The sequence below is a fragment of the Streptomyces glaucescens genome (assembly GCF_002154375.1).
In the GTDB taxonomy this organism is placed as follows: Bacteria; Actinomycetota; Actinomycetes; order Streptomycetales; family Streptomycetaceae; genus Streptomyces; species Streptomyces glaucescens.
The window spans coordinates 23,050-40,390 of sequence record NZ_MUND01000199.1 but is presented as its reverse complement, the minus strand read 5'-3'; the positions used below and the strand labels follow the sequence as shown (position 1 = coordinate 40,390).

General features: G+C 70.1%; 18 protein-coding genes and 2 pseudogenes. 18 read left to right on the top strand and 2 right to left on the bottom strand.

Annotated elements, in window-relative coordinates; genetic code table 11:
* Window positions 1-294, top strand: a pseudogene (locus tag CCN42_RS14925) (hypothetical protein); the annotation flags it as partial.
* Between the two features lie 58 nt (window positions 295-352).
* Here the strand turns inward: CCN42_RS14925 and CCN42_RS14920 are convergent.
* Window positions 353-658, bottom strand: a complete 306-nt coding sequence (locus CCN42_RS14920) for a ferredoxin (protein ID WP_086169175.1) — start codon at window positions 656-658, stop codon at window positions 353-355.
* A gap of 245 nt (window positions 659-903) precedes the next feature.
* On the opposite strand from CCN42_RS14920, the gene arc reads away from it, so the two are divergent.
* The 6 genes and pseudogenes from arc (at window position 904) to prcA (ending at window position 6,711) form a co-directional block, all read left to right on the top strand.
* Complete coding sequence (gene arc, locus CCN42_RS14910) at window positions 904-2,670, top strand: proteasome ATPase (RefSeq protein ID WP_086169176.1); 1,767 nt, start codon at window positions 904-906, stop codon at window positions 2,668-2,670.
* A 233-nt stretch (window positions 2,671-2,903) separates the two neighbouring features.
* A complete protein-coding gene (dop, locus tag CCN42_RS14905) occupies window positions 2,904-4,415 on the top strand; it encodes a depupylase/deamidase Dop (protein ID WP_339384256.1) in 1,512 nt (503 codons plus the stop codon).
* Between the two features lie 169 nt (window positions 4,416-4,584).
* Window positions 4,585-4,803 carry a ubiquitin-like protein Pup gene (locus CCN42_RS14900; protein WP_086169178.1) on the top strand — a complete coding sequence of 73 codons (219 nt, stop codon included), beginning with the start codon at window positions 4,585-4,587 and terminating at the stop codon, window positions 4,801-4,803.
* A gap of 144 nt (window positions 4,804-4,947) precedes the next feature.
* Window positions 4,948-5,105, top strand: a pseudogene (locus CCN42_RS43755) (endonuclease domain-containing protein); the annotation flags it as partial.
* On the top strand, window positions 5,057-5,902 hold the full coding sequence (gene prcB / locus CCN42_RS14890; protein ID WP_086736085.1) for a proteasome subunit beta: 846 nt from the start codon (window positions 5,057-5,059) through the stop codon (window positions 5,900-5,902). The pseudogene CCN42_RS43755 and the gene prcB, both read left to right, overlap by 49 nt.
* Window positions 5,903-5,961: 59 nt before the next feature.
* Window positions 5,962-6,711: a proteasome subunit alpha gene (prcA, locus tag CCN42_RS14885; protein ID WP_086169180.1), complete on the top strand. Its 750-nt coding sequence runs from the start codon at window positions 5,962-5,964 to the stop codon at window positions 6,709-6,711.
* A gap of 68 nt (window positions 6,712-6,779) precedes the next feature.
* Here prcA and CCN42_RS14880 read toward each other — a convergent pair whose 3' ends face one another.
* Entirely contained in the window at window positions 6,780-7,796 is a 1,017-nt protein-coding gene (locus CCN42_RS14880) for a LacI family DNA-binding transcriptional regulator (RefSeq protein WP_086736083.1), read from the bottom strand.
* Between the two features lie 116 nt (window positions 7,797-7,912).
* Here CCN42_RS14880 and CCN42_RS14875 point away from each other — a divergent pair, with 116 nt between their 5' ends.
* The 11 genes from CCN42_RS14875 (at window position 7,913) to CCN42_RS14825 (ending at window position 17,335) form a co-directional block, all read left to right on the top strand.
* Complete coding sequence (locus CCN42_RS14875) at window positions 7,913-9,172, top strand: MFS transporter (protein ID WP_086736082.1); 1,260 nt, start codon at window positions 7,913-7,915, stop codon at window positions 9,170-9,172.
* A 9-nt stretch (window positions 9,173-9,181) separates the two neighbouring features.
* On the top strand, window positions 9,182-10,543 hold the full coding sequence (pafA, locus tag CCN42_RS14870) for a Pup--protein ligase (RefSeq protein WP_086169183.1): 1,362 nt from the start codon (window positions 9,182-9,184) through the stop codon (window positions 10,541-10,543).
* 130 nt (window positions 10,544-10,673) lie between these two features.
* Window positions 10,674-11,675: an FKBP-type peptidyl-prolyl cis-trans isomerase gene (locus CCN42_RS14865; RefSeq protein WP_086736080.1), complete on the top strand. Its 1,002-nt coding sequence runs from the start codon at window positions 10,674-10,676 to the stop codon at window positions 11,673-11,675.
* A 107-nt stretch (window positions 11,676-11,782) separates the two neighbouring features.
* Window positions 11,783-12,154 (top strand): FKBP-type peptidyl-prolyl cis-trans isomerase, encoded by a 372-nt coding sequence (locus CCN42_RS14860; RefSeq protein WP_043499216.1) that lies wholly within the window; start codon window positions 11,783-11,785, stop codon window positions 12,152-12,154.
* Between the two features lie 187 nt (window positions 12,155-12,341).
* Entirely contained in the window at window positions 12,342-13,319 is a 978-nt protein-coding gene (locus CCN42_RS14855) for a helix-turn-helix transcriptional regulator (RefSeq protein ID WP_086736079.1), read from the top strand.
* Between the two features lie 18 nt (window positions 13,320-13,337).
* Window positions 13,338-14,369 carry a helix-turn-helix transcriptional regulator gene (locus CCN42_RS14850; RefSeq protein WP_086736077.1) on the top strand — a complete coding sequence of 344 codons (1,032 nt, stop codon included), beginning with the start codon at window positions 13,338-13,340 and terminating at the stop codon, window positions 14,367-14,369.
* Window positions 14,366-14,656, top strand: a complete 291-nt coding sequence (locus CCN42_RS14845; RefSeq protein WP_086736076.1) for a hypothetical protein — start codon at window positions 14,366-14,368, stop codon at window positions 14,654-14,656. Before CCN42_RS14850 ends, CCN42_RS14845 begins: the two co-directional genes overlap by 4 nt.
* 20 nt (window positions 14,657-14,676) lie before the next feature.
* The gene (locus tag CCN42_RS14840; RefSeq protein WP_043499210.1) at window positions 14,677-14,871 is read left to right on the top strand and encodes a hypothetical protein; all 195 of its coding nucleotides are present in this window, start codon (window positions 14,677-14,679) and stop codon (window positions 14,869-14,871) included.
* 260 nt (window positions 14,872-15,131) lie between these two features.
* Window positions 15,132-15,416 carry a Sec-independent protein translocase subunit TatA gene (tatA, locus tag CCN42_RS14835; protein WP_086169188.1) on the top strand — a complete coding sequence of 95 codons (285 nt, stop codon included), beginning with the start codon at window positions 15,132-15,134 and terminating at the stop codon, window positions 15,414-15,416.
* Window positions 15,417-15,463: 47 nt separating this feature from the next.
* Window positions 15,464-16,414 carry a twin-arginine translocase subunit TatC gene (gene tatC, locus CCN42_RS14830; protein WP_086736074.1) on the top strand — a complete coding sequence of 317 codons (951 nt, stop codon included), beginning with the start codon at window positions 15,464-15,466 and terminating at the stop codon, window positions 16,412-16,414.
* Window positions 16,415-16,444: 30 nt separating this feature from the next.
* Window positions 16,445-17,335 (top strand): diacylglycerol kinase, encoded by an 891-nt coding sequence (locus CCN42_RS14825; RefSeq protein ID WP_086736072.1) that lies wholly within the window; start codon window positions 16,445-16,447, stop codon window positions 17,333-17,335.
* Window positions 17,336-17,341: the final 6 nt, after the last annotated feature.

Genomic DNA, 17,341 nt, shown 5'->3' with positions numbered 1-17,341 from the left:
GTCGCCGTGGTGCACTGCGACGCGGGCATCAGCACCCCGCCCGACGGCATCTATGTCCTCACCCGCGGCGCGGACGGGGCACGCGTGCGCGTGGTGGCCACCTTGGCCGACCCCAAGGACCGCTACACGGTCGAGGACTTCGCCGTCGGCGAGGGCGCGGTCACGGCGACCCTGCTCGGCTACTCGTCGGCCGACGTGCCCACCTGCTGCCCGGACACGGAGGAGCGGGTGAAGTGGCGGTGGAAGAACGGAGCGTTCGTCCGCTCGTCACCCGCGGAGGCCCGCAGCGTCTGACGGCCGCCACCGGAGCATGTGACCGATCAGACACCAGTGACGCACCGTGGGGATCAGGTCACTGTGCGTCCGGACCGTAGAGTTCGACCCTGTCCGAAACCCGACGTACGTGGATGCATTCGCCGGGACACTCCTTGGCCGAGTCGATCACGTCCGTGAGGAGCGGCAGCGGCACGGGCGTTGTGGCGCCGGGGGCCTGGAGCAGCTCGTCGGCGCCGCTCTTCACATAGGCCAGACCGTCGATGTCCAGCTCGAACACCTCGGGCGCGTACTGCGCGCAGATGCCGTCGCCGGTACAGAGATCCTGATCGATCCAGACCTCCAGAGCCTCGCCGTCGACTCCGGCCTCCTGCTGCACGGTCATCTCTCCTGCCGTTTTCTGTGCCGAGCCGCACGGGAATCCGGCCAGCTCTGGCGGGTGTTGAACACTTCGACCCTACCTCTGGTCGCTTTCCAATCGCGTTCGGTGGGTATTCCCCTGGCGTGAGGGAGAGCGCAAGGGTGAAGATCGGACACACCCCGACGGTCTTTGTGATCTAGGGGTTTCAATCGACACCCACCCAGGTAGGGTCTGGAAGCGTCCAGCTCCCCTTGGAGGAGGTGAGGACCGTGGCAGCACACGACGACGACATGAACCGCGGCATCCGCCCGGGACGCGGGTCCGACGACCCGGCCGGGCAGATCGCCTACCTTGAGCAGGAGATCGCCGTCCTGCGACGCAAGCTCGCCGACTCTCCGCGACACACGAGGATTCTCGAAGAGCGGATCGTCGAGCTGCAGACCAATCTGGCCGGCGTGTCCGCGCAGAACGAGCGACTCGCCAATACGCTCCGTGAGGCCCGCGACCAGATCGTGGCCCTCAAGGAGGAGGTCGACCGGCTCGCGCAGCCGCCGGCCGGCTTCGGTGTCTTCCTCGCGGCGAACGAGGACGGCACGGCCGACATCTTCACCGGAGGCCGGAAGCTCCGCGTGAACGTCAGCCCCAGCGTCGAGCTGGACGAGCTCCGGCGCGGCCAGGAAGTGATGCTCAACGAAGCGCTCAACGTGGTCGAGGCCATGGAGTTCGAGCGCGTCGGGGACATCGTCACCCTCAAGGAGATCCTGGAGGACGGCGAGCGCGCCCTGGTGCTCGGGCACACCGACGAGGAACGGGTGGTGCGGCTCGCCGAGCCGCTGCTGGACGTCACCATCCGTCCCGGCGACGCCCTGCTGCTCGAACCCCGCTCCGGCTACGTCTACGAGGTCGTGCCCAAGAGCGAGGTCGAGGAACTCGTCCTCGAAGAGGTCCCCGACATCGGCTACGAGCAGATCGGCGGCCTCGGCAACCAGATCGAGGCCATCCGCGACGCGGTCGAGCTCCCGTACCTCTACCCGGACCTGTTCAAGGAGCACGAACTGCGGCCGCCCAAGGGCGTCCTGCTGTACGGCCCCCCCGGATGCGGCAAGACGCTCATCGCCAAGGCCGTGGCCAACTCGCTGGCCAAGAAGGTCGCCGAGGTGACCGGCCAGGCCGCCGGCAAGAGCTTCTTCCTCAACATCAAGGGCCCCGAGCTGCTCAACAAGTACGTCGGTGAGACCGAGCGGCAGATCCGCCTGGTCTTCCAGCGGGCCCGGGAGAAGGCCAGCGAGGGCACCCCCGTCATCGTCTTCTTCGACGAGATGGAGTCCCTCTTCCGCACCCGTGGCTCGGGCGTCAGCTCGGACGTGGAGAACACCATCGTCCCGCAGCTGCTCGCCGAGATCGACGGTGTGGAGGGCCTGCAGAACGTGGTGGTGATCGGCGCCTCCAACCGCGAGGACATGATCGACCCCGCGATCCTGCGGCCCGGCCGGCTCGACGTAAAGATCAAGATCGAGCGTCCGGACGCCGAGGCGGCCAAGGACATCTTCGGCAAGTACCTCACGGAACGCCTCCCGCTGCACTCCGAGGACCTCGGCGAGCACGGCGGCGACCGGGGGGCGTGCGTCCAGGCCATGATCCAGACGGCCGTGGAACACATGTACGCCGAATCCGAGGAGAACCGCTTCCTGGAGGTCACCTACGCCAATGGTGACAAGGAAGTCCTCTATTTCAAGGACTTCAACTCCGGCGCCATGATCGAGAACATCGTGGGCCGGGCCAAGAAGATGGCGATCAAGGACTTCCTGGAGCACAGTCAGAAGGGTCTCAGGGTCTCCCACCTCCTCCAGGCGTGCGTGGACGAGTTCAAGGAGAACGAGGACCTGCCGAACACCACCAACCCGGACGACTGGGCCCGGATCTCCGGCAAGAAGGGCGAGCGGATCGTCTACATCCGCACCCTCATCACCGGAAAGCAGGGCGCGGACACCGGGCGCTCCATCGACACGGTGGCGAACACCGGACAGTACCTGTAAAACGCGGGGCGGCTGCGGGTGCCCTCGCCGGGTACCCGCAGCCGACTGTTTTTCAGGCCACGGCTGGAGCAGGCAATGACGCAAATGATCTCCCCACCAGCGCAAAGGCGTTCTAGGCTCTTCCATACCGCCGAGTCGCGCAGTGCGGGGACGGGCACCGCATTCGCAACCGAGCGCCAGCGGTATCTGAGCGGGGCCCACGACCGAGGGCTTCGCCGGGCAAGGAGGGCCGCATGACCGTACGGCGAGTAATGGGCATCGAGACGGAGTACGGAATCTCCGTCCCCGGCCACCCCAACGCCAATGCCATGCTCACCTCGTCCCAGATCGTCAACGCCTACGCGGCGGCGATGCACCGGGCCCGCCGGGCCCGCTGGGACTTCGAGGAGGAGAATCCGCTGCGCGACGCGCGGGGCTTCGACCTCGCCCGCGAGGCCGCCGACTCCAGCCAGCTCACCGACGAGGACATCGGCCTGGCCAATGTGATCCTCACCAACGGCGCCCGCCTCTACGTCGACCACGCCCACCCCGAGTACAGCGCGCCCGAGGTCACCAATCCGCGCGACGCCGTCCTGTGGGACAAGGCAGGCGAACGGATCATGGCCGAGGCCGCCGAACGGGCCGCTCAGCTCCCCGGCGCCCAGCCGATCCACCTCTACAAGAACAACACCGACAACAAGGGCGCCTCCTACGGCACGCACGAGAACTACCTGATGAAGCGGGAGACCCCCTTCTCGGACATCGTGCGCCACCTGACGCCCTTCTTCGTCTCCCGCCAGGTCTTCGCCGGCGCCGGCCGCGTCGGCATCGGCCAGGACGGGCACGAGCACGGCTTCCAGCTCAGCCAGCGTGCGGACTACTTCGAGGTCGAGGTCGGCCTGGAGACCACCCTCAAGCGCCCGATCATCAACACGCGCGACGAGCCGCACGCCGACGCGGAGAAGTACCGCCGCCTCCACGTGATCATCGGCGACGCGAACCTGTCCGAGGTCTCGACCTACCTGAAACTGGGCACCACGGCCCTGGTCCTGTCCATGATCGAGGACGGCTTCATCGCCGTCGACCTGGCCGTCGACCAGCCGGTACGGACCCTCCACCAGGTCTCGCACGACCCGTCCCTCAAGCGCCTGATCACCCTGCGCAGCGGCCGGACACTCACCGCGGTGCAGCTCCAGATGGAGTACTTCGAGCTGTCCCGCAAGTACGTCGAGGAGCGGTTCGGGGCCGACGCCGACGAGCAGACCAAGGACGTCCTCGCGCGCTGGGAGGACACCCTCAACCGGCTCGAGCACGACCCCATGAGCCTCGCCGGCGAACTGGACTGGGTCGCCAAGCGGGAGCTGATGGAGGGCTACCGGCGCCGCGACAACCTGGACTGGGACGCGGCCAGGCTGCACCTGGTCGACCTCCAGTACGCCGACGTGCGCCCCGAGAAGGGCCTCTACAACCGCCTGGTCGCCCGCGGCCGGATGAAGCGGCTGCTGGACGAGGCGGAGGTCGAGCGGGCCATGCTGAAGCCGCCGGAGGACACCCGCGCGTACTTCCGCGGGCGCTGCCTGGAGCAGTACGCCGACGACGTGGCCGCGGCCTCCTGGGACTCCGTGATCTTCGACCTCCCGGGCCGGGACTCCCTGCAGCGCGTCCCAACCCTGGAACCGCTTCGCGGAACGCGTAATCACGTCAAGGAGCTCCTGGACCGCTGTCGCACCGCCGAGGACCTGGTCAAGGTGCTCTCCGGCGGCTGAGCGGGTACCCGGGGGAAGCCGGCCGGGCAGGGTGGAAAGCACCGGGTCCGGGAATCATCGAGGTGGGCCCCGTACGTTGGAGAAACTGCGGGGCCATTGTCGGACCCGGCGAGTAGGGTCTGATCTTGACCGAGCAACTGTGTCGGGCGAACCGAGCGGGGTGAGGGCTATGGCGACCAAGGACACCGGCGGCGGACAGCAGAAGGCCACCCGGTCCAGCGAGGAGGTCGAGGAGCAGGCGGCGGAGACGCAGGCTTCCGAGGACCTCAAGGAGCGGCACGAGAAGCTGAGCGACGACGTCGACTCCGTCCTCGACGAGATCGACGACGTGCTCGAGGAGAACGCCGAGGATTTCGTGCGCAGCTTCGTGCAAAAGGGTGGCCAGTGAAGGCAGCCTGCCTCATCCGCCTTTGAACCGAAGGGTTGGAGAGGGCGAGGGAACGCCCGGAAGCGGTACACCGGCGCGGTGCCGGGAGCGCGCGGCGGAGTGTCCTGCCGTGCGCGACCGGCGCCGCGCCGTCGTAACCGTTCCGCTTCCGCCGCGCATGTGGATCACCGCCCGACGGCGGGTAGGGTCCGTGGCGTACTGTGCTTCAACTGCAATTCCGGCCTCGGCCTGTTGACTACTTGGAAGGAAACGCGTGGAAGCCAACACTCGTAGCACCGGGCGTCTACCAGCTGCCTTCCTGACGCCTGGATCTTCTTCGTTCATGGACTTCCTCTCGGAGCACCAGCCCGAGCTGCTGCCCGGCAACCGGCAGCTCCCGCCCACGCAGGGTGTGGTGGAGGCGCCGCATGGCACGACCATCGTCGCGGTCTCCTTCCCCGGCGGTGTCGTGCTCGCCGGTGACCGGCGGGCCACGATGGGCAATATCATCGCGCAGCGGGACATCGAGAAGGTGTTCCCGGCGGACGAGTACTCGGCGGTCGGCATCGCCGGCACCGCCGGTCTGGCCGTCGAGATGGTGAAGCTGTTCCAGCTGGAACTGGAGCACTTCGAGAAGGTCGAGGGCGTGCAGCTCTCCCTGGAGGGCAAGGCGAACCGGCTCTCGACGATGATCCGCTCCAACCTGGGCATGGCCATGCAGGGCCTCGCGGTCGTACCGCTCTTCGCGGGCTACGACCTGGACCGCGCCAAGGGCCGCATCTTCTCCTACGACGTGACGGGCGGCCGTTCCGAGGAGCACGGGTACGCGGCCACCGGCTCCGGCTCGATCTTCGCGCGCGGCGCCATGAAGAAGCTCTTCCGCGACGACCTGACCGAGGACGAGGCCACCACCCTCGTGGTGCAGGCGCTGTACGACGCGGCAGACGACGACTCGGCGACCGGTGGTCCCGATGTCGCCCGCCGGATCTACCCGATCGTCACCGTGATCACCGAGGACGGCTACCGCCGGCTCACCGAGGACGAGTCCTCGCGGATCGCCCGCTCCGTGCTGGAGCGGCGTCTGGAGCAGCCGGACGGCCCGCGGGCCGCCCTGCTCTGACCATGGGCGCTCTGTTGTCAGGTGATCCAGTGACTTCCACAGAAAGGGACGGATAACCGGTGTCGACGCCGTTCTATGTCTCACCCCAGCAGGCCATGGCCGACCGGGCCGAGTACGCCCGCAAGGGCATCGCCCGTGGTCGCAGCCTGGTCGTCCTGCAGTACGCCGACGGCATCGTGTTCGTCGGTGAGAACCCGTCCCGCGCGCTGCACAAGTTCAGCGAGATCTACGACCGGATCGGCTTCGCCGCGGCCGGCAAGTACAACGAGTACGAGAACCTGCGCATCGGCGGCGTCCGCTACGCCGACCTGCGGGGTTACACCTATGACCGGGGCGACGTGACCGCGCGCGGCCTGGCGAACGTGTACGCGCAGACGCTGGGTACGATCTTCTCCAGCGCGGGCGAGAAGCCGTACGAGGTGGAGCTGGTCGTCGCCGAGGTGGGCGAGACGCCGGAGGGCGACCAGATCTACCGGCTGCCGCACGACGGCTCGATCGTGGACGAGCACGGCTCGGTCGCGGTCGGCGGCAACGCGGAGCTGATCAGCAGCTACCTGGACCAGCGCCACCAGGACGGCATGACGCTGTCGGAGGCGCTGAAGCTGGCGGTCCAGGCGCTGTCCCGCGAGTCGAACGGCTCGCAGCGGGAGATCCCCGCCGAACGTCTCGAGGTCGCGGTGCTGGACCGCACGCGTCCGCAGAAGCGGAAGTTCAAGCGGATCACCGGCGGTCAGCTGTCCCGGCTGCTGGCGGAGGGCACCACCACCCAGACGGAGAGCGAGTCCGCCGAGGGTCCCGAGGAGGAGTAGCCCGGCAAAGACCCTCGTTCCACCGCGCGTGTGCCCCGGCTTCTGTGGAGGCCGGGGCACACGGCGTCTCAGGCGACCGCCGGCGGCGCCGTGGAGCCCCGTACGACCAGCTCGACGGGGATGTCCCCCCGCGCGGGTGCGCGGCCCTCCAGGACGGCCAGCAGGGCCTGCATGCCGCGTTCACCGAACAGCTCCGCGTCCAGGCGGACGGTGGTCAGCTCGGGGTCGATGGCGGTGGCCAGGGCGAGGTCGTCCAGGCCGGTGACGGAGATGTCGTCGGGGATGCGCAGGCCCAGGCGGCGGGCGGCCTTGTAGGCGCCGGCGGCGAGCTTGTCGTCGTCGCAGACGATCGCGGTGGGGCGCGGTCCCGGCGCGCTCAGCGCGGCCTCGGCGGCGGCGCGGGCGCCCTCGATGGAGATCGGGGCGGGCGCGGTGCGCACGGTGGTGCCGGGTACGGCGCCCACCCGCGCGGCCAGCTCCCGGGCGCGGATCTCGAAGGTCCAGGAGGCGACGTCGGCCGCGAGGTGCAGGAAGCGGCGGTGGCCGAGGCCGAGCAGGTGCTCGGCGACCTGGCGCACGCCGTCGGTGATGTCCAGGTTGACGGTGGCCGCGCCGAGGCTGCCGTCCGGGTCGCTGTCCAGCATGACCAGGGGCAGCTGGTCACCGCGGATGGCGGTGAGGGCGTCGGCGGCCATGGAGGAGGCGAGCACGCCGTCGAGGGCGGCCTGGGCGGAGGCGAACGGGTCGCGGGCGGGGCCGATGCCCTCGGGGGAGGGGTAGAGCACGACGCCGAAGCCGTGGGCGGCGGCGACCCGGGCGGCACCGGTGTAGACGCCGGCGAAGAACTCGGTGGTGAGGGCGGGGACGACGAGCAGGACCGTGCGGGTGCGGCCGAGGCGGAGGTTGCGGGCGGCCAGGTTGGGCCGGTAGCCGAGTGTCCGGGCGGCCTCGCGGACCCGTTCGGCGGTGGCCGCGGAGACCCGGCCGCGCCACTTCTCGCCCAGCACGAGGGACACGGCCGCCTGGGAGACTCCCGCGGCCTCGGCGACGTCGCGGCTCGTGGGGCGGGTGCTGGCTCGTGCCACCGTCGGGCTGCTCCTCGGTAGGGATCGCGCCCGGGCTCCGCCTGGACGTGCGAACAGCGCACATGGTACGTATGACGAAGGACGTTATACGTAAAACTTCAGCGGGAGGGCGGAACATGGCCGCGAGATACCTGGACATCCTCAGGACGAGGCACGCCGCCCGGCTGCTGACGGGCACGCTGGTGGGGCGGCTGCCGAACGCCACCGCCGCGATCGCGATCGTGCTGTTCGTCCGCGCGGAGGGCGGCTCGTACAGCCTCGCGGGGGCCCTGGCCGCCGTCTACGGCGTCGCCAACGCCGTCGGGCAGCCCCTGCTCGGCCGTCTGGTGGACCTGCACGGCCAGCCTCGGGTCCAGCTGCCCGCGGCCGTGCTGTCGGCCGCGGCGATGGCCGTCTTCGCCTTCGCGGGCACCGACCCGGCGCTGCTCGCCTACGCCGCGGTCGCCGCGTCCGGGCTGTTCACCCCGCCCCTGGAGGGCGGCCTGCGGGCCCTGTGGCCGTCCGTGCTGCGCAAGGAGGGCCAGGTGCACACCGCGTACGCGATGGACGCCGTGGCCCAGGAGGTGATGTTCACCGTCGGCCCGCTCCTGGTCACCCTCTGCACGTCCCTGTGGTCGGCCCAGGCCGCGCTGCTCGTGCTGAACGTGATCGGCGTCCTCGGTGCGCTCTCCGTGGTCGTGTCGCCGCCCTCGCGCGCGTGGCGGTCGGCTCCGCGGGAGGCCCACTGGCTGGGCGCCCTGCGCTCGCCGGGGCTGCTCGCCCTGCTCGCCGCGTTCCTGTTCGTCGGCGTGGCGCTCGGCTCCATCACGGTCGCCGCGGTGTCGTACGCCGACGACCACGGCGGTGACGCGGTCTACGGCTGGCTGATGGCGGCCCTGGGCATGGGCGCGCTGGCCGGCGGCGCCGTCTACGGGGCGCGGCAGTGGGCCGGTGCCCCGGAGCGGCGACTGCGGGTGCTGGTGGGTCTTCTGGCGGTCTGTTACCTGCCGCTCACGCTGATGCCGGGTCCGGTCCCCATGGCGGCGCTGACGGGCCTGTCCGGGGTGTTCCTGGCACCCGCCATCGCCTGCGCGTTCGTCATCGTCGACCGGCACGCGCCGGCCGGCACGGTCACCGAGGCGTTCTCCTGGCTGGTGACCACGTTCACGGTGGGTGCCTCGGTCGGAACCGGGCTGGCGGGGCCGGTCGTCGAGTGGGGCGGAGCGCTGTGGGGATTCGCGGTGCCGAGCGCCGCCGGCGGGGTGTCGCTGCTGGTCCTGGTCGCCACGGGACGGGTCCTCGCAGCTCCCGCGCGGACCGCGGTCGTTGCGTCTTCATCGGAAAATGATCCAAATCGTGCTGTCGAACCCCGTTTCAGTTCAGGGGATCGGGCGTAATGTTCAGTCATGGACCGCCGCATTTTCGGGCTGGAGAACGAGTACGGCGTCACGTGCACGTTCAGGGGACAGCGCCGTCTGTCGCCTGACGAGGTGGCGCGGTACCTCTTCCGCCGTGTCGTGTCATGGGGCCGCAGCAGCAATGTGTTTCTGCGGAACGGTGCCCGCCTCTATCTCGACGTGGGCTCGCATCCGGAATACGCGACACCCGAATGTGACAACGTGATCGAACTCGTCACTCACGACAAGGCCGGCGAGCGCATTCTCGAAGGTCTCCTGGTGGACGCGGAACGACGCCTGCACGAGGAGGGAATCGCGGGCGACGTCTACCTCTTCAAGAACAACACCGACTCGGCGGGCAACTCCTACGGCTGCCACGAGAACTATCTGGTGGCCCGGCACGGGGAGTTCTCGCGGCTCGCGGACATCCTCATCCCGTTCCTCGTCACCCGGCAGCTGCTGTGCGGCGCCGGGAAGGTGCTGCAGACGCCGCGCGGTGCGGTGTACTGCGTCAGCCAGCGGGCCGAGCACATCTGGGAGGGCGTCTCCTCGGCGACGACCCGCTCCCGGCCCATCATCAACACGCGCGACGAGCCGCACGCGGACGCCGAGCGCTACCGCCGCCTGCACGTGATCGTGGGCGACTCCAACATGTCCGAGACGACGATGCTGCTGAAGGTCGGCGCGACCGACCTGGTGCTGCGCATGATCGAGGCGGGGACCGTGATGCGGGACCTGACCCTGGAGAACCCCATCCGGGCGATCCGCGAGGTCAGCCACGACATCACCGGCCGCCGCAAGGTCCGCCTGGCCAGCGGCCGGGAGGCGTCGGCGCTCGAGGTGCAGCGCGAGTACTACGAGAAGGCCCTCGACTTCTGCGAGCGGCGCGGCATCCGCACCGGCACGGTGGAGCAGGTGCTCGAGCTGTGGGGCCGCACGCTGGACGCGATCGAGAGCGAGGACCTCGACCGGATCGACACCGAGATCGACTGGGTCATGAAGTACAAGCTCATCGAGCGGTACCGGGCCAAGCACAACATGACCATGTCGCATCCGCGGGTCGCCCAGATAGACCTCGCCTACCACGACATCCACCGCCGTCGCGGTCTCTACTACCTGCTGGAGAAGAAGGGCCAAGCCGCCAGGATCTGCAACGACTTGAAGATCTTCGAGGGCAAGTCGGTTCCGCCGCAGACCACTCGGGCCCGGCTGCGCGGCGACTTCATCCGGCGGGCGCAGGAACAGCGCCGGGACTTCACCGTCGACTGGGTGCATCTGAAGCTGAACGACCAGGCACAGCGCACCGTGTTGTGCAAGGACCCGTTCCGTTCGGTGGACGACCGGGTGGAGAAGCTGATCGCCGGAATGTGACCCAGGGCGACACCGGACCGATCCCCGGAACGCCACACGGGCGCCGTACGTTACCCGTACGGCGCCCTTCTCACGCCGTAGAGTTGCGCGCACGCCATCCGCAAGATCGACCGATTACGAGGCTCCCATCGTGCGCCGACGCTCACTCATGATTGCCGTTCCCGCCGGACTGGTCACGCTCGCCGGATGCGGCGACGACAAGGCCGACTCGAGCAAGGCCAGCGACAGCCCTTCGCCGACCGCGCCGGCCACCTCCGCCGCGCCGTCGCCGAAGATCGTCGACGGTCCGCTGCCGGCGATCACCGCGGGCACCGAGTTCGACGAGAAGCCGACCGTGGCCAAGGGCAGCGGGACCCCGTCGAAGGATCTCGCGGTGAAGACGGTCGTGGCGGGCGGCGGCCGTACGGTCGCGGAGGGCGACTACATCCAGGCGAACTACCTGGGGCAGATCTGGGACACCGCGAAGGTGTTCGACAACTCCTACGACCGCAAGACGCCGCTGGTCATCCAGCTGGCGCAGGGCAGCATCATCGACGGCTGGCGGTATGCGCTGACCGGGAAGAAGCTGGGCAGCCGGGTCCAGTTCTCGGTCCCGCCGGCCTGGGGGTACGGCGAGCAGGGCCAGTCCCAGGCGGGCATCAAGGGCACCGACACGCTGGTCTTCGTCGTGGACCTCCAGGGCACCTTCAACGCCACGAGCTCCGCCAAGGGCACCGAGGTCGCGCAGGACGACGCGAACCTGCCGAAGGTCGGCACCAACACCGACGGCAAGGCGCCGTCCGTCGAGATCCCGAAGACGGACCCGCCGAAGAAGCTCGTGGCGAACTACGTCATCGAGGGCGACGGCACCGAGGTCGGCGCCCAGGACAGCGTCCTGGTGCAGTACAAGGGCGTGCAGTGGACGGGCGGCAAGGAGTTCGACTCCACGTACGGCCGCAAGGCGCTGACGTCCTTCTCCCTCCAGCAGGTCGTCAAGGGCTGGTCGCAGGGGCTGACCGGCAAGAAGGTCGGCAGCCGCGTGCTGATCGTGATCCCGCCGGACCTGGGGTACGGCGACACCCCGCCGGAGGGCAGCGGCATCGCCAAGGGCGCCACGCTGGTGTTCACGGTGGACATCCTCGCCAAGATGTGAGCCCCGGCCCCGCGTTTTCGGCCCGTTGGAGTGGCTGGTCACGGCTGCGCCGGGTGGGATGAAAGACTGGGGGCGTTACTTGTCGTACACATGCAGGAGCCACAGACGTGAGCATCGATAAGCCCGAGATCGACTTCCCGGGCGGCGAGCCCCCGGCGGACCTGGAGATCAAGGACATCTGGGTGGGCGACGGCCCCGAGGCCCAGGCCGGTCAGACCGTCACCGTGCACTACGTCGGCGTCGCCTTCAGCACGGGCGAGGAGTTCGACGCGAGCTGGAACCGCGGCACCCCCTTCCGCTTCCCGCTGGGCGGCGGCCGTGTCATCAAGGGCTGGGACCTCGGCGTGCAGGGCATGAAGGTCGGCGGCCGTCGCCAGCTGACCATCCCGGCCCACCTCGCCTACGGCAACCAGAGCCCCACCCCGGCGATCAAGCCCGGCGAGACCCTGATCTTCGTGGTCGACCTCCTCGGGGTCTGACCGTCGTACAGGAGTCATGAGGGATCAGAGACGTTCCGGTCGTCGTACGAGCCGCGTGCGAGATCCGACCGGTTCCGATCATCCGGGGCCCATGCCTGTCCGGGCATGGGCCCTCGGCTTTTGCCGCAGCGCCCCTGAGCGGTACGGTCATCGGTCGGAAGCACCATAGGGAAGGCGAAGGGCGTCGATGGCCATTGCCAAGGCCGAGCGGCTGATGAACCTGGCGCTGTGCCTGCTGGGGACACGGCGGCCGCTCAGCAAGCGCGAGCTGCGCGATTCCATCGAGGCGTACGTCGAGGCCTTCGGGCCGGGAAGTGGTGGGTCCGGGTCCGAGGACTCCTTCAACCGCATGTTCGAGCGGGACAAGGACGACCTGCGTGAGCTGGGGCTCGTGATCGAGACCGTCGAGAACCTCGACGGCGAGGTCGGCTATCTCGCCCGCCGCGACAGCAACCGCCTCCCGCCCATCACGCTGGACGCCGAGGAGGCCGCCGCCCTGGGCCTGGCCGCCAAGGTGTGGCAGCAGGCCCGGCTGGCCGGGGCGGCCAGCGGCGCCCTGCAGAAGCTTCGCGCGGCCGGGCTCCCGGAGGACGTCGACCCGTACGAGGCGCACGGCGCCCTGGAGCCGCGCATCCCCGTGCACGAGGCCGCCTTCGAGCCGCTGATGCTCGCCTGCCGCGACCGCCGCCCCGTCGTCTTCGAGTACCGCAAGGCCAACGCCGCCCGCCCCGAGACCCGGCAGGTCGAGCCGTGGGCACTGGAGTGCTGGCGCGGCCACTGGTATCTGGCGGGCTGGGACCGCGACCGGGGCGCCGAGCGGGTCTTCCGGCTGTCCCGGATCACCGGCAAGGTACGCTCGCGCGCCGCGCGGTTCACCGCCCCGGTCCCCGATGTCGTCACCGTGCGCGAGACCGTGGCCGGCTGGGCCGGCGAGATCGCCGACCGCAGCGCCCGCATCCGGCTGCGCTCCGGCGCCGGCTACCCCTTGCGGGCGAAGGCCACCTCGGTGCGGGAACTGGGCGACGGCTGGGACGAGTTGGAGATTCCGTACGGGCACGGACTGGATGCCTGGCTGGTGGAGTTCGGCCCGGACGTGGTGGTCCTCGAGCCCGCCGAGCTGCGCGCCGACGTGGTGGACCGGCTGCGCGCCGTCGCCAAGGGCTGAGGGAGAGCGGGACAGACAGTGGCAGGCAAACCGGTCAGGCCCGTGAACGCCATCGACCAGACCCGGCGGATGCTCTCCCTGGTGACGTACCTCAAGGAGCGCCCCGGTGCCCGGATCGAGGACGTCGCCCGCGCCTTCGGCATCACCGAGGAGGAGCTGGTCTCCGACCTCGACGTGCTGCCCATGTGCGGCACCAGCTTCCGCGGCGGCGATCTGCTCGACATCGACACCGACGGCGAGCGCATCTGGTGGCACAACCCCGCCGCCCTCGGCGCGGAGGCGGCGGAGCCGCTGCGGCTCGCCGCCGACGAGGCGACCGCGCTGCTGGTCGCCGCCCGCGCGGTGGCCACCCTGCCGGGTCTGCGCGAGAGCGACCGCCAGGCGCTGCTGCGCGCCACCGCGAAGGTGGAGACCGCGGCCGGCGAGGCGGCGGGCGCCAGCTCCCGGCTGTCGGTGACCTTCGAGTCCGAGGGCGGTGTCTTCGCCGACGTGGACCGGGCGATCTCCGAGCGCCGCCGTCTGTGGATCCGCTACTACTCGCCGGCCCGCGACGAGGTCACCGAGCGCGAGATCGACCCGATCCGGCTGGTCAGCGTCGGCCACACCTATGTAGAGGCGTGGTGCCGGCGCTCCGAGGCGCGCCGCACCTTCCGGCTCGACCGGGTCGCCGAGATCAAGATCCTCGACGAGCCGTCCGCGCCGCCGGAGATCGAGCTGCGGGACCTGTCGGAGGGACTGGTGCAGCCGGCCGCCGAGGACCCGGAGGTCATCGTCGAGGTCGGCCCGGGCGGCCGCTGGGTCGCCGAGTACTACCCGCACGACAGCGCCGAGGAGCTTCCCGACGGCGGTCTGCGGATCACACTGCGCACCCCCGACCCGGCCTCGCTGCGCCGCCTCGCGCTGCGCCTCGGCCGCGACGGCCGGATCGTCGCCCCGGCCGAGCTGGCCGACAGCGCCCGCCGGGCCGCCCGCGAGGCACTGGCGGCGTACGAGGGCCTCGGGGACGACGCCCCCGGCGAGCGGTTCGACAGGCAGGAGCAGGGACTGTGAGCGAGTCGGCGTCCGGCGGGCGCGGCGTGCCGGTGGCGTCCGCGTTCGCCGGGATGCGCAGCGTCACCCCGGTGGTGTTCAAGGCGGGCTGCCCGGACTGCCGCGGCCGCTTCGAACTCGCCGCGAGCGCCCTGCGGCTGGCGATCGGCGCCAGCAGCCGTACGACGTTCTACTCCTTCACCTGCCCCGAGTGCGGCGCGGCCGTCCGCAAGCCCGCGGGGGAGCGGATCGTCGAACTGCTCACCGGTGGCGGCGTGCGGACCCTGCGGCTCCACTCCACCGTCTAGGACGGTCTAGGCTCGGCATCATGTTCTGGCCGATGTTCGCGATCGCTGTGGGTTTCCTGGGTCTCGCCGTCCTCGGCGTGCTGGCCGTACGGGTGTTCGTGGAGGCCCAGCGTCTCGGCCGGCAAGTGGCGGAGTCCACTCGGCGTATCAACCGGGCCGCCGAGGATCTGGAGCGGGCCGCGGTCAGCACGGCCCGCTCCGTCGACGCGCTGTGAGGGGCGCCGTACGGCTCCTGCGACTGCGGCGGGTTCATGTGCTTTGGGCCGCTTCGCCCTGTCAACTTGCCCCGCCCGGCAGGTACGCTGCTGGTCGCGGTCCGGAAAACGAGGCCCGGACGCGAACCGGGAGGACGCACGGGGATTGCCGGACGTTTACCCCTGAGCGTTACGATCGCTGCCAGCACGGTCGTTCGGACACCTGTCCGACCGGTCGGACAGCCACCCACCCACCCGCCTCGGTGAGAAGGTAAAAGCTTATGTTCGGAGGAAAGCTCGGAGCCCCCGAGATTATTCTCATCCTCGTCGTCATCATCCTGCTCTTCGGCGCGAAGAAGCTTCCGGACATGGCCCGCTCGCTCGGCAAGTCCGCGCGCATCCTGAAGAGCGAGGCCAAGGCGATGAAGGAGGACGGGAAGTCCTCCGCGCCGGCCGACCCGCCGCACACCACCGACGAGCCCGCGCAGCGCGTCATCCAGGCCGCCCCCGGTGACGTGTCCAGCTCCCGCCCGGTCACCGAGCCGACGGACACGACGAAGCGCTGACGCAGGGCCGGTGACCTCCGGCCCGCCGCACGAGATGGGAACGTGGGTTGCTGAAGTCTGCCCGCAAGAAGGAGAAGGATCCCGAGGGGCGGATGCCCCTCGCGGAGCACCTTCGTGAGCTCCGCAACCGGCTCGCGAAGGCGCTGCTGGCGATCGTGGCGGTCACGGTCGTCGCCGCCTTCTTCTACAACGACATCATCAACTTCTTCACCGAGCCGATCCTCGAGTCGGTCGGCTGCAAGCAGACCTTCGAGGAACTGGCGAAGGCCGGCGAGAACGCCGATCCGTGCGCGAACATCACGATCAACGGTCTGCTCACACCGTTCACGCTCGCGCTGAAGGTGTCCCTGATGGCCGGTGTCGTCCTGGCCGCGCCGGTCTGGCTGTACCAGCTGTGGGCGTTCGTCGCGCCCGGTCTGCACAAGCACGAGAAGAAGTACGCGTACGCGTTCGTCGGCACGGGCTTCCCGCTCTTCCTGGCCGGCGCCTACTTCGCCTACAAGCTGCTGCCCACCACCGCCCAGGTGCTGATCGAGTTCACGCCGATCGACGTGGACAACCTGCTGCCGCTGGACGACCTGCTCGACCTCGTGACCCGTATGGTCGTCGTCTTCGGCCTCTCCTTCGAGCTGCCGCTGCTGCTGGTCATGCTGAACCTCACCGGCGCCATCTCCGGCAAGCGGATGGCCGGCTGGTGGCGCGGCATGATCATGGGCATCACGGTCTTCGCGGCCATCGCCACCCCCAGCACCGACCCGGTCTCCATGCTCGGGCTCGCCGGGCCGATCTGGGTCCTGTACTTCGCCGCGGTCGGGTTCTCGCTCGTCAACGACGCCCGCCGCCGGCGCCGCGAGGCACTGGGCCCCGCCGACGACGAGGCCTCGGAGCTGGATCTGACCCCCGAGGACATCGGCGAGATCGAGGCGGTCAGCACCGCCCCCGCGCTGCCCGAACAGGCGACCAGGGACCGGGTCAACGGTTATGACGACGTGACCTGAGGAGCGCCGCCCAGCTCGTAGGGTCACTGCGTGACCTGTGAGATCACTCTCTTCGTCAATCCCACCGCGGGCCGCGGCCGAGGCGCCCACGCGGCGCAGCCGGCCGCTTCCGCGTTGCGGGCGGCCGGCTTCTCGGTGCGGACGGTCCTCGGCGAGAACGCCGGGGACGCCCTCACACGCGCGCGTGCCGCCGTCGCCGAGGGCACCGGCGCCCTGATCGCCGTCGGCGGGGACGGCATGGCGGGCCTGGCGCTCCAGGCGGTCGCCGGCACCCGGACGCCGCTCGGCCTGGTCGCCGTCGGCACCGGTGACGACTTCGCCCGCGCCCTCGGCCTGCCCGTGCGGAACCCGGCCGCCGCCGGCCGGCTGATCGCCGACGCCCTCAAGGGCGGGCGGCTGCGCGACATCGACCTCGGCCGGGCCGGGGACCGCTGGTTCGGCACGGTCCTGGCCTCCGGATTCGACTCCCGGGTCAACGACCGGGGCAACCGGATGCGATGGCCCGCGGGCCGCCTCAAGTACGACCTGGCGATGCTCGCCGAGCTGGCCGCGTTCCGCCCGTTCCCGTACCGGATCACCCTCGACGACGGCGCCGTGCGCGAGGTCGAGGCGACGCTGGTGGCGGTCGGCAACGGATCCTCGTACGGCGGCGGGATGCGCATCTGCCCCGGAGCGGACCTCACCGACGGGCTGTTCGACGTCACCGTGGTCGGGGACTGCTCCCGGCGGACGCTGCTGCGGGTCTTCCCGACCGTGTACCGGGGCGGGCACGTGGATCACCCCAAGGTCACCGTGCACCGGACTGCGAAGATCGAGATCGCGGCGGAGGGAATCACCGGCTACGCGGACGGCGAACCGCTCGGACCGCTGCCGCTGACCGCGCGCTGCGTCCCCGCGGCGGTCCGGGTGGTGGGCCCCTGAGCTGGG